11 protein-coding genes and 1 pseudogene are annotated in these 16730 nt (G+C 41.2%); 6 read left to right on the forward strand and 6 right to left on the reverse strand.

What is annotated here, in order from left to right; all coding sequences use genetic code 11:
* The first annotated feature begins 8 nt into the window (after positions 1–8).
* Positions 9–2540: a DNA topoisomerase III gene (locus W03_RS12180; RefSeq protein WP_244073598.1), complete on the forward strand. Its 2532-nt coding sequence runs from the start codon at positions 9–11 to the stop codon at positions 2538–2540.
* Positions 2541–2652: 112 nt separating this feature from the next.
* Here the strand turns inward: W03_RS12180 and W03_RS12185 are convergent, their stop codons facing one another.
* Complete coding sequence (locus W03_RS12185; protein WP_244071182.1) at positions 2653–3306, reverse strand: IS1595 family transposase; 654 nt, start codon at positions 3304–3306, stop codon at positions 2653–2655.
* A 582-nt stretch (positions 3307–3888) separates the two neighbouring features.
* Here W03_RS12185 and W03_RS12190 point away from each other — a divergent pair.
* From W03_RS12190 to W03_RS12205, 4 genes and pseudogenes are all read left to right on the forward strand, one after another.
* Complete coding sequence (locus tag W03_RS12190) at positions 3889–4134, forward strand: hypothetical protein (protein WP_244073599.1); 246 nt, start codon at positions 3889–3891, stop codon at positions 4132–4134.
* Positions 4135–4183: 49 nt separating this feature from the next.
* Positions 4184–4835 (forward strand): annotated as a pseudogene (locus W03_RS12195) (IS1595 family transposase).
* A gap of 240 nt (positions 4836–5075) precedes the next feature.
* Positions 5076–5312 carry a hypothetical protein gene (locus tag W03_RS12200; protein WP_244073600.1) on the forward strand — a complete coding sequence of 79 codons (237 nt, stop codon included), beginning with the start codon at positions 5076–5078 and terminating at the stop codon, positions 5310–5312.
* Positions 5309–5944: a hypothetical protein gene (locus tag W03_RS12205; RefSeq protein WP_244073601.1), complete on the forward strand. Its 636-nt coding sequence runs from the start codon at positions 5309–5311 to the stop codon at positions 5942–5944. Before W03_RS12200 ends, W03_RS12205 begins: the two co-directional genes overlap by 4 nt.
* A 463-nt stretch (positions 5945–6407) precedes the next feature.
* On the opposite strand, the gene W03_RS12210 is transcribed toward W03_RS12205, so the two are convergent.
* From W03_RS12210 to W03_RS12230, 5 genes are all read right to left on the reverse strand, one after another.
* Positions 6408–7076 (reverse strand): outer membrane protein, encoded by a 669-nt coding sequence (locus tag W03_RS12210; RefSeq protein WP_244073602.1) that lies wholly within the window; start codon positions 7074–7076, stop codon positions 6408–6410.
* Positions 7077–7123: 47 nt separating this feature from the next.
* On the reverse strand, positions 7124–9961 hold the full coding sequence (locus tag W03_RS12215; RefSeq protein ID WP_244073603.1) for a Calx-beta domain-containing protein: 2838 nt from the start codon (positions 9959–9961) through the stop codon (positions 7124–7126).
* A gap of 489 nt (positions 9962–10450) precedes the next feature.
* Positions 10451–11944 carry a YdiU family protein gene (locus W03_RS12220; protein WP_244073604.1) on the reverse strand — a complete coding sequence of 498 codons (1494 nt, stop codon included), beginning with the start codon at positions 11942–11944 and terminating at the stop codon, positions 10451–10453.
* A 114-nt stretch (positions 11945–12058) separates the two neighbouring features.
* Positions 12059–13336, reverse strand: a complete 1278-nt coding sequence (locus tag W03_RS12225; RefSeq protein WP_244073605.1) for an NAD(P)/FAD-dependent oxidoreductase — start codon at positions 13334–13336, stop codon at positions 12059–12061.
* An 81-nt stretch (positions 13337–13417) separates the two neighbouring features.
* Complete coding sequence (locus W03_RS12230) at positions 13418–14041, reverse strand: DsbA family protein (RefSeq protein WP_244073606.1); 624 nt, start codon at positions 14039–14041, stop codon at positions 13418–13420.
* A 713-nt stretch (positions 14042–14754) separates the two neighbouring features.
* Here W03_RS12230 and W03_RS12235 point away from each other — a divergent pair.
* Entirely contained in the window at positions 14755–16239 is a 1485-nt protein-coding gene (locus W03_RS12235) for a right-handed parallel beta-helix repeat-containing protein (protein ID WP_244073607.1), read from the forward strand.
* The last annotated feature ends 491 nt before the right edge of the window (positions 16240–16730 follow it).

Consider the following 16730-nt stretch of genomic DNA (forward strand, 5'->3'; position numbering starts at 1 on the left):
AGAAAACCATGAGTAAGTTTTTGATCATCGCTGAAAAACCTTCTGTCGCAGCAGATATCGCAAAAGCCTTAGGTAATTTCACCAAGCATACTGATTACTTTGAAAATGATGAGTATGTCTTATCCTCCGCAGTAGGGCATTTACTCGAATTGGTTGTGCCTGAAGAATATGAGGTAAAACGAGGTAAATGGAGCTTTGCCAATTTGCCGGTTATTCCACCACATTTTGACTTGGCACCGATCGAGAAAACTTCCGCTCGGCTCAAGCTGCTCACCAAGCTGATCAAGCGGAAAGATGTTGATATGCTAATTAATGCTTGTGATGCTGGGCGTGAAGGTGAATTGATATTTCATTATATTTTGCGCCATACCGGCGCCAATAAACCAGTCAAACGCTTATGGCTGCAATCCATGACACCGCAGGCAATTCGAACCGGTTTTACCAGTCTACTCGACAACTCAGCAGTACAGTCTTTAGCTGAAGCTGCTGTCAGTCGCTCTGAATCGGACTGGCTAGTGGGTATTAACGGCACCCGTGCCATGACGGCATTTAACTCCCAGGAAGGTGGCTTTCATAAAACCACCGTAGGGCGTGTGCAAACCCCCACATTGGCGATTCTGGTCGAACGCGAAGAAAAAATTAAAAAATTTCGCTCACAAGATTATTGGGAAATCCATGCTACCTTTGTGACAGAGAATGGTAAATATCTTGGTAAGTGGTTTGATGAAAAATTCAGCAAAGATAAAAACAATCAGGAATTAAAGCCGGAGCGCTTATGGGAGCTCAGTCAGGCGGAAGCTATCCGTGACAAGTGCCAAGGACAGCCAGGTATTGCGAGCGAAGAAAGCAAGCCCAGTAAAGAAATTTGCCCATTACTTTACGATCTGACCAGTTTGCAGCGTGACGCAAACAGTCGCTTTGGTTTTTCTGCCAAAACGACGCTGGGTCTAGCGCAAGCCTTATATGAAAAACATAAAGTACTCACCTACCCGAGAACAGACTCACGCGCTTTACCGGAAGATTACCTCGCCACCGTTAAAGATACCTTACAAAACCTTGAAAATACCGAATACGGAAAATTTTCGCAACAGATTTTAACTGCTAATTGGGTGACACCCAACAAACGAATTTTCAATAATGCCAAAATTTCTGATCACTTTGCCATTATTCCAACCCCGCTAAGCTCAGCAAAGCTTAATGAGGCTGAAATGAAATTGTATGATTTGGTTACCAAGCGTTTTTTAGCCATTTTCTTTCCTGCCGCAGAATTTTTACTTACCACGCGCATCACACGGGTTTCGGATGAGCCTTTTAAAACAGAGGGAAAAGTAATGGTAAAGGCTGGTTGGCGCGCAGTATATGGCAAACCCACCTCGACTGATGATAGCCATGACGACGCCTCGCTGGTTGCAATTACGCCGGAAAAACCTGTGTCCACCGAAACAGTTGAAATTATCGCAAATCAAACACGTCCCCCCACACGTTTTAATGAAGCGACGCTCCTATCCGCAATGGAAGGTGCCGGAAAACTTGTAGAGGACGAAGAATTACGCGCAGCCATGAGTGCCAAAGGTTTAGGCACTCCAGCAACTCGTGCAGCGATCATTGAGGGATTGGTGCTGGAAAATTATCTTCAGCGTGTTGGACGAGAGCTTCACCCAACGGCTAAAGCAACTTCGTTAATCACCTTATTACGCGGTCTAAAAATCCCTGAGCTTATTTCACCGGAGCTTACCGGCAATTGGGAATATCAGTTGCGTCAAATTGAACAAGGGCAATTAAAACGGTCATCCTTCATGGATAAAATTGCCGATATGACTAGGCGCATCGTAGAGCAAGCAAAAACTCAACGTGGCGAAACGATCGAAGGGGATTTTTCGATTCTGCAATCTCCTTGTCCTAAATGCGGTGGCATTGTTCATGAAACTTACAAAAAATTCCAATGCCAGAAGTGTGATTTTGCACTGTGGAAAATCCTTGCAGGACGGCAATTCGAAGTTGATGAAATGGAGGCACTGATTACTCAGCGCCAGATAGGCCCTCTACAAGGCTTTCGCAGCAAAATGGGGCAATCGTTCAATGCCATCATCCAGCTAACGGATACTTTTGAAATGAAATTCGATTTTGGTAATAACGATGCCGATACTGACCCGGTTGATTTCAGTGGACAAGAATTACTTGGAAAGTGCCCTAAATGCAGTCATTCCGTCTATGAACACAGCCACCACTATGTTTGCGAAAAATCACTCGGTGCTGCACGTACTTGCAGTTTCAAAATAGCAAAAATTATTCTCGAACGCCCTATCGAACGCGAACAGATCATCAAGTTATTAGAAAAAGGCAAAACCGATTTGCTACCTAAATTCATCTCAAAAAAAGGGCGTCCGTTTTCAGCTTACTTAGTTGCAAACTCCGATGGGAAAATTACTTTTGAATTTGAACAAAAAACCGCTAAAAAGACCACTGAGAAAAAGCTTGCTGTCAATACACCAACAAAACGCAGTTCAACAACCAAAACAAAAGTAACATCTCTCGATTAATTTCATCATCAATCCGTTTCTATCTTTCAAAAATCTCATGTTTGTATCTGCTGCACTCACATCCTGGAATGATAGAAACGAATAATTAATCATGGGGCTGTAGTAGATCAGCTTAAATTTGAGTCCAATTTTTCAATATTTTTAGTTGATGTTTAGGTGTTCCATAGTTGAATCTAAATTCACATTCTTTAAGAAAAGATGGAAATGACTCTTTGGGAATTCCATTGTATTTTCTTAAAACACGTTTGGCCTGATTCCAAAAATTCTCAATCCCATTAATGTGATTCTTGCCTTGCGCAAATAACGTGGAATGATTAATCCGTTCATGGTAGAAGTGGCTCACATCAAGCGCATTGTAACTGCGATAACAATCTGTATAAACTACGCTGTCAGGTGCTATTTTTCTGGTTATCAGCGGCATAAGTGTTTCTGATTTAGTGTCGCCTACAACTTTTGTGTATACCTTACCACCACGCTTCAATATGCCGAACACAGCCACCTTACCAGCAGCTCCACGGCCACGTTTACCTTTACGAACGCCACCGAAATAGCTCTCATCCAACTCCACTATACCATCAAAGATTTCGTGAGATTCCCGCTCCAGATGATAAGCAATAACTTCACGTATTTTACGATAAAACAACGCGGCGCTATTGGGTTGTATTCCGAGTATATTGGCTGCTGATCTTGCTGTAACTTCCAGTACAAAAAATTCCAGTAACCTTAACTGTATTTTCCTTAATAATCTACAATGACTTATCTTCATTTGATTAGCTTAACATCTAAGCTAATCTACTACAGCCCCTAAATATTTATACATGTTAAATAACAAAGCATTACGACCTTGTTAAGACATGCCGTTGACACCGATTGAATTTTGACCATAAAATCCTAGCTGTACCGATTGAGAACTGATCAGGTAATTCACGTGTCTTGCCTAAATTTTAGGCGGGAGAATTTAAGAGGTGATTATCATGGTTATGTATGCGGCTCTGTTACAAAAATAATGCATTTCAGAGTAAATTCTTGATCTGTTGAGTTATGTGCTGTAAGTATTGAATTGTCTTTCAATAAGATGGATCTCTCCTTTTCTGAACATACGCATAACTTCAAATCTTTCGATTGTGGCATGAACCGATTCCATATTTGCAGTACCATCTGATACAGCCCAAAATGATACTGCTCTGATATTGCCGCCACTTAAAATCACTCATCGCTTCTGTTTGTCTGAAAAAACAATGCTGAGTTACAATACAGATTTTTTGCGACAGAACCCAAATTTGTGACACTTAGAATGCTAGGTAATATTAAAATAGAAAGCGCTATTTTTTTAGAATGAGGTTTATAAATGGAAGATGCAGAAATTGCTTTAATGTTTTCTTTATTAGTGATACCCGTTGCAATCTGGTTGCAGTTATGGGTAAAAGAACGCAGAGAAAAGAGAAGGAATACGGTCGGTGAAGAGGAGTTTCCGAGTACTGGAACGGCGCTTTTTTCTATTTTATTGGAGGGGACCGCGATTATTGGGGGGCTTATTATGATTATTATGGGACTAAGCGGTGTGGTTAAGTACGTAATAAAATTCTACACTTAACAATGATTAAGGGGCTGTAGTAGATTAGCTTAGATGTTAAGCTAATCAAATGAAGATAAGTCATTGTAGATTATTAAGGAAAGTACAGTTAAGGTTACTGGAATTTTGTGCTGGAAGTTACAGCAAGATCAGCAGCCAATATACTCGGAATACAACCCAATAGCGCCGCGTTGTTTTATCGTAAAATACGTGAAGTTATTGCTTATCATCTGGAGCGGGAATCTCACGAAATCTTTGATGGTATAGTGGAGTTGGATGAGAGCTATTTCGGTGGCGTTCGTAAAGGTAAACGTGGCCGTGGAGCTGCTGGTAAGGTGGCTGTGTTCGGCATATTGAAGCGTGGTGGTAAGGTATACACAAAAGTTGTAGGCGACACTAAATCAGAAACACTTATGCCGCTGATAACCAGAAAAATAGCACCTGACAGCGTAGTTTATACAGATTGTTATCGCAGTTACAATGCGCTTGATGTGAGCCACTTCTACCATGAACGGATTAATCATTCCACGTTATTTGCGCAAGGCAAGAATCACATTAATGGGATTGAGAATTTTTGGAATCAGGCCAAACGTGTTTTAAGAAAATACAATGGAATTCCCAAAGAGTCATTTCCATCTTTTCTTAAAGAATGTGAATTTAGATTCAACTATGGAACACCTAAACATCAACTAAAAATATTGAAAAATTGGACTCAAATTTAAGCTGATCTACTACAGCCCCTAAATTTTTATTTATCTGATTTTGACATTCTACGATTTCAGGTATACCATTTTCAAGAATAGAATGATCGGTCTACTTTTTAAAAAAGCGGAAAGCTCGTCATGGGGGTCTGGTAACAGTTGACTCGAATACCAAAATATCGTCAATGGAATTGATCTTGAGCAAATACAGGTCATACACGACCAGATTAAGATGGAGGGAATGATATTGCCAATCCTTGCGTGGTGGAAAGCGGCGCGCGGGATCTCGAAATAGCAACGGAAAAGCTGAGCCTATTAATTGATAGCGCCATCGTAACAGTAATGATTACCGGTAATGGTGGAATTGCGTATATAGGACGACCGGCCGCTAAAGATATTTGCGAAGCGCACAATAAATCTATGCCCGATGATAAGAATAAAACCGGAATGAACCATCGATTTAAGCCACTTAAAATATTTATCAGGAGGGGAAAATGACTACAATCTGGCAGAATTTATCGATCCACACCAAACGCCTTGTAATTATCACAGGAATATTGATGAGCATCGTTGTGATCGGCATGCAATTTCACGTAAGCTCTCAGGGAGACAGATCGGAAACATATCCCAAAGGCTTTCGTGGTGGCACCTGCACGATCGAATCTGAAACACTATTGATCGGTTATTCTGCATATTTTATTCCTCATGGCTATCAGGTGCCAGATGATGCTTTGAGCGCAATGTCCGTTCCCATTCTATGTAGCAAGGTACCCAGTCCGGGCCTACTCAGTATTACCATCGATCTGCTATATCCCGTGTCTATGCGAGAACAACCTATAGCGCTCAATTTGTTTAAGGAAATCGATGGTACGCCAACGCAATCACTACTGTCGATCCCCGCCCAGAATTATCAATCCGGCATTATTTATCAGGACATCCGCATCGATGAACCGGGAGAATATGTCATTCGCCTCTCGGGGGTAGACGAACACCAGGCTGATTTCACGTTGGAAATCCCGATTATGGTCGGCACGAAATGGTACGAGCCTTTTGTTCAGTTCTGGCCTTTGCTCTTACTGAGCACGGTAGCTGTCTTTTTATCTAATTTCAAACGAATAATTGATTTTTAAAGTAGTCACAATTTAAATTTCTTGATTAGGAACAATTGGATTAACCTGAACTCGGCCCACTGGGAACAAAGCGGCAATTTGACGATATTTAGAATATTTGCTATTGATAGCATGATGATCATATCCTTGTTCTTGAGGTCAGTGTCTTGACAATTGTTTGCATCGAATGTGTCTCTTAGTGACTCTGCTGCAAAAATAGTGCATTTCAGAGTAAGTTATTGATCTATTGAGTTATGCGCCTGTACGCATTGAATTGTCTTTCAATAAGATGGATTTCTCCTAGATACCCTTATCATGTTTCCATGCCTGCAATACCACCTGATACAGCCCAAAATGATGCTGTCCCAGTAATGCCTACATTTGAAATCACTCATTGCTTCTGTCCATCTAAAAACAATGCTAGGCTACAATACAGATTTTTTTGCAACAGAGCCGATTTACAAATGCCAGAGCAAGATCGCTTTCAAAACGAATAGCGATAACCAGCCCCGAATATACTAACCCACTTATTATCGTACTCAATTTGATTTTTTCCTGCGCCTGTTGGACCATCTAAGTGCAGAAAAGTGTATTGTGCAAAAAAATGATGATTTTTATGGAATTGATATTCAAGGCCTACTCGCCCTTGATAAGCGAATCCATCTTTTTGCGCTGAACCAAAACAATCACAATGAGGATTAAAATTCGCATGTGAAACTGTAGATCTTCCCCATCCAACCCCACCACCAAGAAACGCAGAAAAATCTTTAAAAAAATTCACTTTCCGATACGCATTAAATGTTGCAACTTGATAATTTCCATCACCATTACTATCCGAATGGATTCTTCCTAGGGTAATATTCGCAATGTCATAAAATCCATGCTGATATTCTACTTCAAAGCGTGCGTTTTTTGTCTGACGTCCCACAAAGCCTCCAACCTGAAAGCGATCTGAAAAATCTACCTTCCCTCTGAGGTTTACTGTTTCATTAAGCTTTACGTCCGCTGACCAGTTGTCAAGAAAATGAGTACCTCCCTGAATGCCTAAATAATAATCCTTCATCAAGTTACGTTCGGAAAATGCTGAATTTGATGCAAAAAATATACAAACACAAGCAACTAACTTATATAGGTTATTTATTGAATTCATCATATAGGTTTTAAATTTATGCTACTTACTGCTTTGCTTGTAGCGCGGCATTAAGCAACAAAGTGGGTTTGAAAAAGAATGTTCAAATCCGCCAGAGATGAATTTCCATCCACTCCTACCACCGTAGGCTGACCGATTGCTTGAGCAAAATAAATTTGTTCTACTGCTTCAACAAAGTTGATGTCACTCGTATTCACAAAATTATCAGACAATGCCTTAACGGAGGATTGTACTATTTGGTTATCTTTATTTGCAACAAGATAAGATATTGAATCGAAGTTAAAATGTGTATTTGTTGTAGTATTGAATACTGCACCCAAATTGTGATAACCATTGCTTAAAAGATTTAGCTCTGATGCTTCGGATTCACTAACAAGCTGAGTGATTCCTTGGTTATTCAAATAGAGATAATAATCTTGCCCAATGCCTGCACCAGCTGGTGCAGCACTAAAACCTTTCGCAGAATCTACTGGGTAATAGCAGTTATAAGGCATATCCCTACCATTTTCAGCAAAAAACCAATCACCGGTAAAAGGATTGTAATTGGCATGTAACTGTCGCCCTCCCAAGCTCTCACTTAGCGAATCAAAGCGCACACCTTCAAAAATATTATCGGAGCCATGCGCCATTTGGGCTGCTTCTTTGATATCTGTTGTGTAGTAACGATCACCGTTTGCGAGGAGTACGCTGTATACTGGATCACTAACCACGTTACTAATAGGCTGCCATGCCAATACCACTGGATCAACAAATGTTCCATTAGCAGTGGCGTCGTGATCGCCAATACCGCCATCAGTCAAAGTAACTACTATTCGATCAATCAAACCATCATTATTTACATCTAGCAATGTAGCGCCATCATCGAAGGTATCTAGTCGTTGATCATCATTGAATTTTACCCACTCCCGAGTAGTTTCATTCCATTTTAAATAGCTGTTTGCACGAACACCACCGTTTGGCAATTCAATGACTACACGCGTCTGAAATCCATCTGTAGTAGGTGAAACATCTTGCAATACTTTTTCATTTTCATTTGTAATGGAAAAACTAAGCATCGGTGAAGCAATGACAAAATCATCAGGTAATGGTGCTGGTGGTTCGCTGATGTAGATATCTTTTAACTGAGCCGTGGTATTAAGATTTACAGAAGAACTAATGTTACTAGAATCGATATCGCCAATCAGCAGTGCACCAAAAGCTTTCGGAGAAGCAGATCTTCCCGCTTGAAAATCAGTTACTGAAGACATTGGAAACTGAGCGACATTATTTTGTTTCCAATCTGCGATTCCATCCTGATTATAATCGCCGTTATTAGCGGCCAGTTCAGTTGATGGATTAATTCCATCCAAATCAGTTTGAATGGTAAATGTAATGGGTATAATGGCCTTAACATTTCCTTCATGATCAAGAATTTTTGAAACTAGACTGTAAGTCCCATCATCCAATTGAGGAGCTTGTATATTAATAACCCCTGTTTCTGCATCATTAGAATTTACAAGCATCGAATCTACCGAATCTATTAGATTCCCATTTAAATCATAAAAAAAGACACGATCACTACCGGCATTCAGTTTTAGATTCTTTGTATCTATTTGAATCACCGGATTAATGTTGCTTGTAAAGTTATCATAATTATTTCGACCATCGTCGGTTTCTAAACTTAACGATGCGTCTAGAACAACAGGCTCAGGTATTATATTTCCATTATCTGAATCTATATCATTATCCGTAATAGTGCCCGTGCCAATCACCCCCCCAACAGTCAATATCAGACTCTCAGCGCTTTCCACTATACTGTCATCAATAGTCGGAACGGTGATGCTGAAGCTGGTTACATTGGCTGGAACAACAACGATGCCAGTCGTCGGATCATTATTCTTCCAGGTAACACTACTACTGAAAATGAAGCTCCCGTAATCGCTGATCGAAGCGGTGCCGCTGATGGCCAGAGTGTGTTCCGTTGCAGACGGACTGGCAGCGTTAAGGTTTACCGTATACCGCAGATTTGCCCCCTCAACGACGGTACTATCCACCGGATTAGCACCAGTATTGGCAGCATCTTCTGCTATTACACTGGTAACGCTCTGGCCATCATTGTCTATGATTGTAATGGTTCCTGTATTTTTTACGATAGCCGCATAAGTGCTATCTGACAATACTACTTTAAGGTTTTCAGTTCCTTCTGAGATAGAATCATCGCTGATAGGAATATTAATTGTCTTCGATGTTTCTCCTGGATTAAATGTTATTACTCCTGAACTCGACGTGTAATCCGCATTGGCGGCACTGGCCGTTCCATCCGCTGTTTGATATGCGACCGTTATTGTGTCAGTACTTGTTTTATTTAATGAAGCTGTTAGCGAAACTGTTCCACTTCCTTCATTGATCGAGAGATCATTTATGCTTATTTGCGGTTGATTCGCAAGATAAGTGTTAAGGGTGCTCAACAGGCCCGATGTTGTAGCGTTTCCAGATACTTGCCCCCCTGTCATGGTCAGCGTTGCACCATTAAATGTTAAGCCGATATATGTATGCGGATCTCCATTGACTCCACTCCAAGGATCGATGGAATAAGTAGAGTTTGTTGTTGCTAACGTTTGACCGGCTCCTGTAGCATAAAACACCATCGTTGTAACGGAACCACTTGGGGCACGCCAATTAATCACGCCATCAATACTATGTCTCACACCATTGGCGTCAGTTATATGGATGGTTCCGGCATAATCATTGCCTTGCGAGCCGCCAAATTGCCCAGTGCTAGAACTTTGTGAAAATTGAAAGTTTGACCAGCCCAGGTTGACTAGGTAGGAACAGTTACTTGCCGAGTTAGAATTAACAGCATCACCAACAAAGCCATTTGCAAACGATACGGATACGGTTGTTGCCATAGATATAAAGCTCCATAAAAAACTGATAAATATTTATCGCTCGGCGCAACTGCTTACAATTAAACAACCGGATATCTATCGGTTATGTTATGAGAATCTTTATTGATTTCAGAAAAATATATTTAAAGAAAATGTTGCACGGTAAGAAACCGATTTACCTGTGGGGATGATATAACTGGGATATAGGGATAAGCTTTTCAGAAATTGATGCTATCTACTGAACTCACAAAGAGAGACCTTTGCAAAACCTCATCTCTTAAAATTTAATATCGATAAAAACAGTGACATGAAAATATACCAAAAGACTTTTGCAAAGGCCTCAAAGACAATCTCCTCAGTCAATTCGATAGAAATCTGGACAGCAACTTCAGTAACGAAACAGTAGAAGATATGATAATTTGAATCTGCAGAACTTAAAACCAGAGCTTCTTATGGAGCAGTCAACGATCGGTAGCGTGGGATGACTCGCTCATCGCTTTAGCTCAAGCATTACGTCCCACAAAACGTTTGATACACACGCTCCGATGAAGCTGGTGGAGTGCGATAATCGTTAAATTCCGTCAAATCATCATAGGGTTTTGCAATTGCAGCCAGTAATTGGTGAACCAAAGTGTAATCGCCATGCTCTGATGCCGCTGACAATGCTGCTTCGACGCGATGATTGCGCGGGATGATTGCAGGATTATTGGTCTTCATCAATTCCAATGGAGTCGATTGAGGGCAGGCTTGGCGTGTTAACCGTTCCTGCCAGCGCGTATGCCAGGACTTGAATTCTACATCGCCAAACTGTGCATTGTTAGGAAGCACTTCTTCAGAAAGTGCGCGAAAGGTATTTGTGTAATCTGCGTAATGATTTTGCATCCACGTGAGTAGGGCGGTAATGAGTTCAGTATCGATGCTTTCTTCGGTCAACAATCCTAGTTTTTTGCGCATACCAATCATCCAGTAGGATTGATATATTTTGGGAAAAGCGCCGATTGCTTCTTCAGCTAAGGTAAGTGCTCTTTCAGGCAACGGATCGAGTAATGGCAACAAAGTTTCAGCCAAGCGCGCCAAATTCCATTGCGCTATCTGTGGTTGATGACTATAGCGGTAGCGACCATATTGATCAATCGAACTGAACACGGTATTGGGATCATACACATCCATGAATGCACAGGGCCCATAATCTATAGTTTCTCCACTAATACTCATGTTATCTGTATTCATTACACCGTGGACAAAACCGACTAATAGCCACTTTACAATTAGCTCGGCCTGGCTGTCGATGATTCGATTCAGCAGCAATAAATAAGGGTTTTCGGTATCGAGTAAATCGGGGAAATGGCGTTGTATCGTGTAATCTGCCAAGATCTTAATAGCGTCCGTATCGCGTTGGCTAGCAGCGTATTCAAATGTCCCAACTCGGATATGGCTTGTCGCTACACGGGTAAGAATGGCGCCGGGTAGTAAGACTTCACGCATAACCTGCTCGCCGGTTGTAACGACGGCAAGACTGCGTGTGGAAGGTATGCCCAACGCATGCATCGCTTCACTAATGATATATTCACGTAACATAGGTGCTAATGCGGCGCGACCGTCTCCACGACGCGAAAAAGGTGTTTGACCTGAGCCTTTGAGTTGGATATCAAATCGATCACCCGCTGGGGTAACATGCTCACCCAATAATATCGCTCTACCGTCACCCAGCATCGTAAAATGTCCAAACTGATGACCCGCATAAGCTTGAGCAATCGGTTGTGCACCATCCGGCAAAACATTTCCAGCGAATAAAAACGCAGATTCCGGCATCAACAAAGCTTCAACATCCAATCCCAATGATTTTGCCAAGTTAATATTTAGTATGACAACTTGTGGTGATTGCACGGGAATAGGGGAAAGTCGCGCAAAAAAATAGTCCGGCAAGCGTGCATAGCTATTGTCAAAATGCCACTTAACCGCATTATTTTTCAGAATACCTGATGCCTTTTCGTTTAGTTTCATATTTTTATAGTAAAAAACGACACATTGCATTATCTATGTTTTAATTGGTAACAAAAACTCACACCAAAGTATTAATTACTTTACCAGCAAAATATTGGGTATGCGGAATTACAGTTAAATAGATTTTCCAGCAGACATTTGTTGTAATTTTTTTAGATAGGGATAGTAATGCACTTCTAGCGAATGACGGGGTCGTGTTATAAATTGGCTTACCCAATATTTACCCTCTCGCTCAGCTTGCTCGCGCCAGTTTGATGGCAGCTGAGTTTTACCTGTCAAATATTGCGTAATGAGATACGATTGTGCTTCTGTGAGTGTCCAAATACAGCCTTGGGGCTGTATCAAACCGACGAAAAATAGGCTTGGATGCTTGGGATGAAAAATGCGCAAATAAAGCGGAATATATCTGGCTTCTCCCCAATCAATGAAGTTCCTATCAAAAAATGGAAAACCGATTGTATAACCTGTCGCAGCAATAATGACGTCATATTCAGATGATGTGCCATCTGTGAAGCAAACCCTACATCCCTTGATACTCTCAATACCAGCCCTAGGGTGTATTTTTCCGTGACGGATTTTATCCAGAATTTCTGAATTAATTGTAGGGTGTGCTTGCGTGGGAAGGAAATCTGGCTCGGGTAAGCCATAGTCACGATAGCGTCCAATCTGGATGTGTAGAGAAATTTTTTGCAGCCAATTTTGAATGCGTTGAGGAAGCCACTGCAATGACGCCGCAAACGTATCAGTAGGTTTCCCCATGATCAGTTTTGGAATGATATATTGAGGTGAACGCAAACTCAGATCGACAGAAGCAGCATTCCGACTTGCTTCAGTTGCACAATCACATCCGGAGTTTCCTGCTCCGACCACAAGTACTCGTTTATCGTTTAAACCTTCATTGGTTTTAAATTCGTGCGCATGCAAATATTTTCCTAAAAAATCCGCTTTCCAACCTGGATGACGCGGAATTGCATGGTGCCCGTTGGCAACGATAAGATAATCGAACTCTGTTTGCGTACCATCGCACAGACTCAAGCGCCACCGCTCGTTGGCCGTTTTTTCCACATGTAATACGGCTATGTTGAAGTGGATATATTTTTCCAATTGAAAATGACGCGCATAAGCTTGGAAGTACGCAAGAATCTGTTTATGACTAGGGTAATCCGGATAGCTTTCTGGCATTGCAAAATCATTGAACTGCGACTTAGTCTTGCTCGAAATGACGTGTGTTGTTTTACTGATGCTGCTATGGCTTGAGTTTGCTGTATACACCCAGTTACCACCGATTTGATCATTCCTTTCGTAACAAACGATATCTTTCAATCCTGCGGCAGCCAGTTGTTTGATTGCAGATAGACCGGAACAACCGGCACCGATAATAGCAATGCGCATTCTCTAGTTTCGGTTCGAATTTATATTATATTGTTAAATGCCATATTGTCAGTGAAATCGAGAATTATGAATCTTTCCAGGTTATAGGCCCTGAATGATGCTGTTGATTTGCTGCAGCATTGTTCGATGATCACGATAGTCTATAGTTATCATGTGCAAGTTATTATTATGCTGTAACCGCAATGAAGGATACGAATTCACACCCAAATCACGGGCAGACTGAATTTCTTTATGTAACTCACTGTCAATCTCAACGCTAGTTAAATCTCTAGCAAATTGAGTCTCATCCAAACCGATTTCACGTGCGCATTCCTGCAAAGTTTCGGGCAACGATGGATTCTTAGCTTTTTGATAATACGCAGTTTGAATAGCGCGAATCATTTCCACTTCAGAGGTATGCCGTTGCTTCTTAGCTGCAAGTACTGCGCGGCAAGCTAGATACGTGGATCGGTAAGGCGTATTGTACGCCCAAAAATCCCAATTAAAAGATATCCCCGGAATAGTCTGTTCGATTCTTTTCCAAGCCTGTTGCACCATCTCCCGTGTATGCAATGGCATCGGCTCTGTAGTATCGGATGCCAAACCACCGACTATGTTAATGATTGGTATATTTGCAGGTAACGTTTCCTGCAATTTTGTCCAGCTTTGTGTAAATGCGTAACACCAACTGCACATGGGATCATGAATATAGATAAGACGAGCCATATAGAAGATTGAGATTGGAATAAACGAGTTATGTATATAAGTTTACCAAATCGGCTGCTTTGCTTTCCAAGAGCCCATGCAGGCAGCGGAAACGCTGTCATTATAACATTCATGGTTATAAATGATCTTCAGAGGACAGTGATTCCGCTTTTGCTTTAGAAATTTAAATATAATTGAGACCTTTCCAAAAGCCCTTTGATGCATCTTCAGGCTACTGTTTTTATTGATATAAATTTCAGGAAATGGAGTTTTGCAAAGGTCTCAATTAATTATTCTCCTCAACTTAATAAGTCTCTATCTCAAGAACTAAAGCTCAGCAATCGTATTTGACCGATACCACTATTGGTGGTAAATTTGCCCACGATATTTTTTATTCGTGGGAATTTTTCCAGCATTACAGAGCATTTATTCTAAGAAATAAGACCATAATTCTAACAATCCTTCTTGTTTTGTTTTAATAAATCAGAGATATCCTTAATCTCGTAATTTTGCTGGTAAGTAGTAACCGTGTCTGTAATACAGCAGAACGTAGCATTCCGACGATAGATTATTTCTTAACTTATTGAGTTCTAGAAATTGTGTTTGCTTCTTGAAGCCATCTCTTCTCCAGCCAAATTCATTTCCACTGAATCTCTCATGAATTTGACTCATTGGTTTTTGATCAATTGGGTTTTTTGATAAATCGTGTCTAGTACATCATTTTGGAGGACTTTATGAAAAAAAAGCTACTTATGTTTCTGGCGGGATTAGCTGTTGGAATTATAATTTGTTTAACAACGGTACAAGCCAAATCAATTGGCCCAGTACCAATGGTAAAAACAGATCTCTCGAAAGGCACTATTTTTGCGAAACCAGGGGGTAGCGGCACTACTTGCTCACTAGCTACTCCTTGCGATATCTGGAATGCAATTTCCAAAGCAAAAGCTGGAAGCGTCGTGTTTCTGAGAGGCGGCACATACTCGGTTACCAAGCATGTAAGGTTTGAAGCTAGTGGTACGGCTACTGCTCCAATTATTTTTGAAAGCTATCCTGGCGAGCGCGCCGTGCTTGATGGTGACCAACTTGCCAAAGGCACAGATATTCACATAAGAATACTCGGGAAATATATTCATTTGCGAGGTATTGAGATTAGAAATATGCCTCGACAGGGAATTGTCATATTCGGCAGTAATAATGTACTTGATGGGGTACATAGTCACCACAATGTTTTATCTGGGATTCAGATACTTAGCGAAGACGATGGCGCGGTACGCGGGCGATATGGCTCGAACAATACTATCCGAAATTGCACATCAAGTCATAATTCTGCAATTGGTTTAACAGGTACTATATTTGCAAATGGGGGAAACTCCGATGGGATCGCGCTATCCAGCGGAACCGACAATCGTGTCGAAAACTGTTTGGTACATAATAACTCTGATGATGGTATTGATACTTGGAAAACGATATATGGTTACGTCGGATATAGTATTTCACACTCAAACGGTAGCACAAATGGCGATGGAAATGGAATCAAAGGAGGTGGCGCCTATCCAAGCGCCAACACGATCATTGAACACAATCTATCATATTCAAACGATACCCGGGGTATTACCAGCAACACTGGCGTAAATGTAACAATCAGAAATAATACAACTTGGAATAATCAAATGGCCGGATATTCATTCGATTCCGATACCGTCACTTCTGAGAATATTTCAAAGGATACTGTCATTAGGTGGGGAAAAGGCATCGAAAACGATAATTCATGGCAACGTGCAGGTACTGTTTCCTTTATTAGTACAGATAGCGCTTCTACAAATTTTTTAGTTCCTAAAATTGATGGGGGATTTGAAGATATTGGAGCCCATTCAAATACTGACGGACTTGGCAATACACTTTTACCCGACCTTGTCGTTACACAAGTTTCTTATGCTAACGGTATTTTTACAAGTACCGTAAAAAACCAGGGAAGCGGATCAACTCCGTCTGGAGTCCCTGTCAGCGTGGCCTATACAGTCGATGGTCAATGGCGAACCTGGGGAGGGGTATGGGGACCGTTAGCAGCAGGAGCCTCTGTTACTATTGGCACGAAGGGAGGCGCATATAATATTCCTGTCGGCACACATACGATTGTGGCACATGTCGATGACGGAAGGAAAATCAACGAATTGGATGACAACAATAATAAGCTTTCTCGCTCCATCTCAGCTCCTTGATACGATATAGCCGCAACTTGTAATTAATTCTAGTAAACAATCAATCCCGTGGTAGAACCACGGGGTATTAGAAAAATACAAGTTACGGCAATTTTTCTTTTAGCTTGCCTTGATTCTTCAGATATCGCTCAACAGCACGCCAGTCTGTTCTTCCTTCTATAACTGCAACATGGCAGCCGATATCCAAAAGTACCATCTAGCAGATTCTCTTCAAATCAGACTATTTTCATCACATCAGCAGACAAAATACTGGAGCACCCCATCTCCGTATTTCGATGACAAGCCATCGTCACAGCATGTTAATCAACATTGAAAAGTTACCACCCTATGGATGAGAGAATCCGACATTTAGTCGGAGAACCCTGGAGTGATAACAATGGAACAAAAGCCTGCATCAGGATTGACATTTCATTAGCAAAGAAAGCATCAGTACGATTGCAAATAGTCTGAATCTTTCACGTCAAGCGATCCGCAAAGCATTAAAAGGAGTG

The sequence above is a fragment of the Nitrosomonas sp. PY1 genome, from assembly GCF_022836435.1.
GTDB lineage: Bacteria > Pseudomonadota > Gammaproteobacteria > Burkholderiales > Nitrosomonadaceae > Nitrosomonas.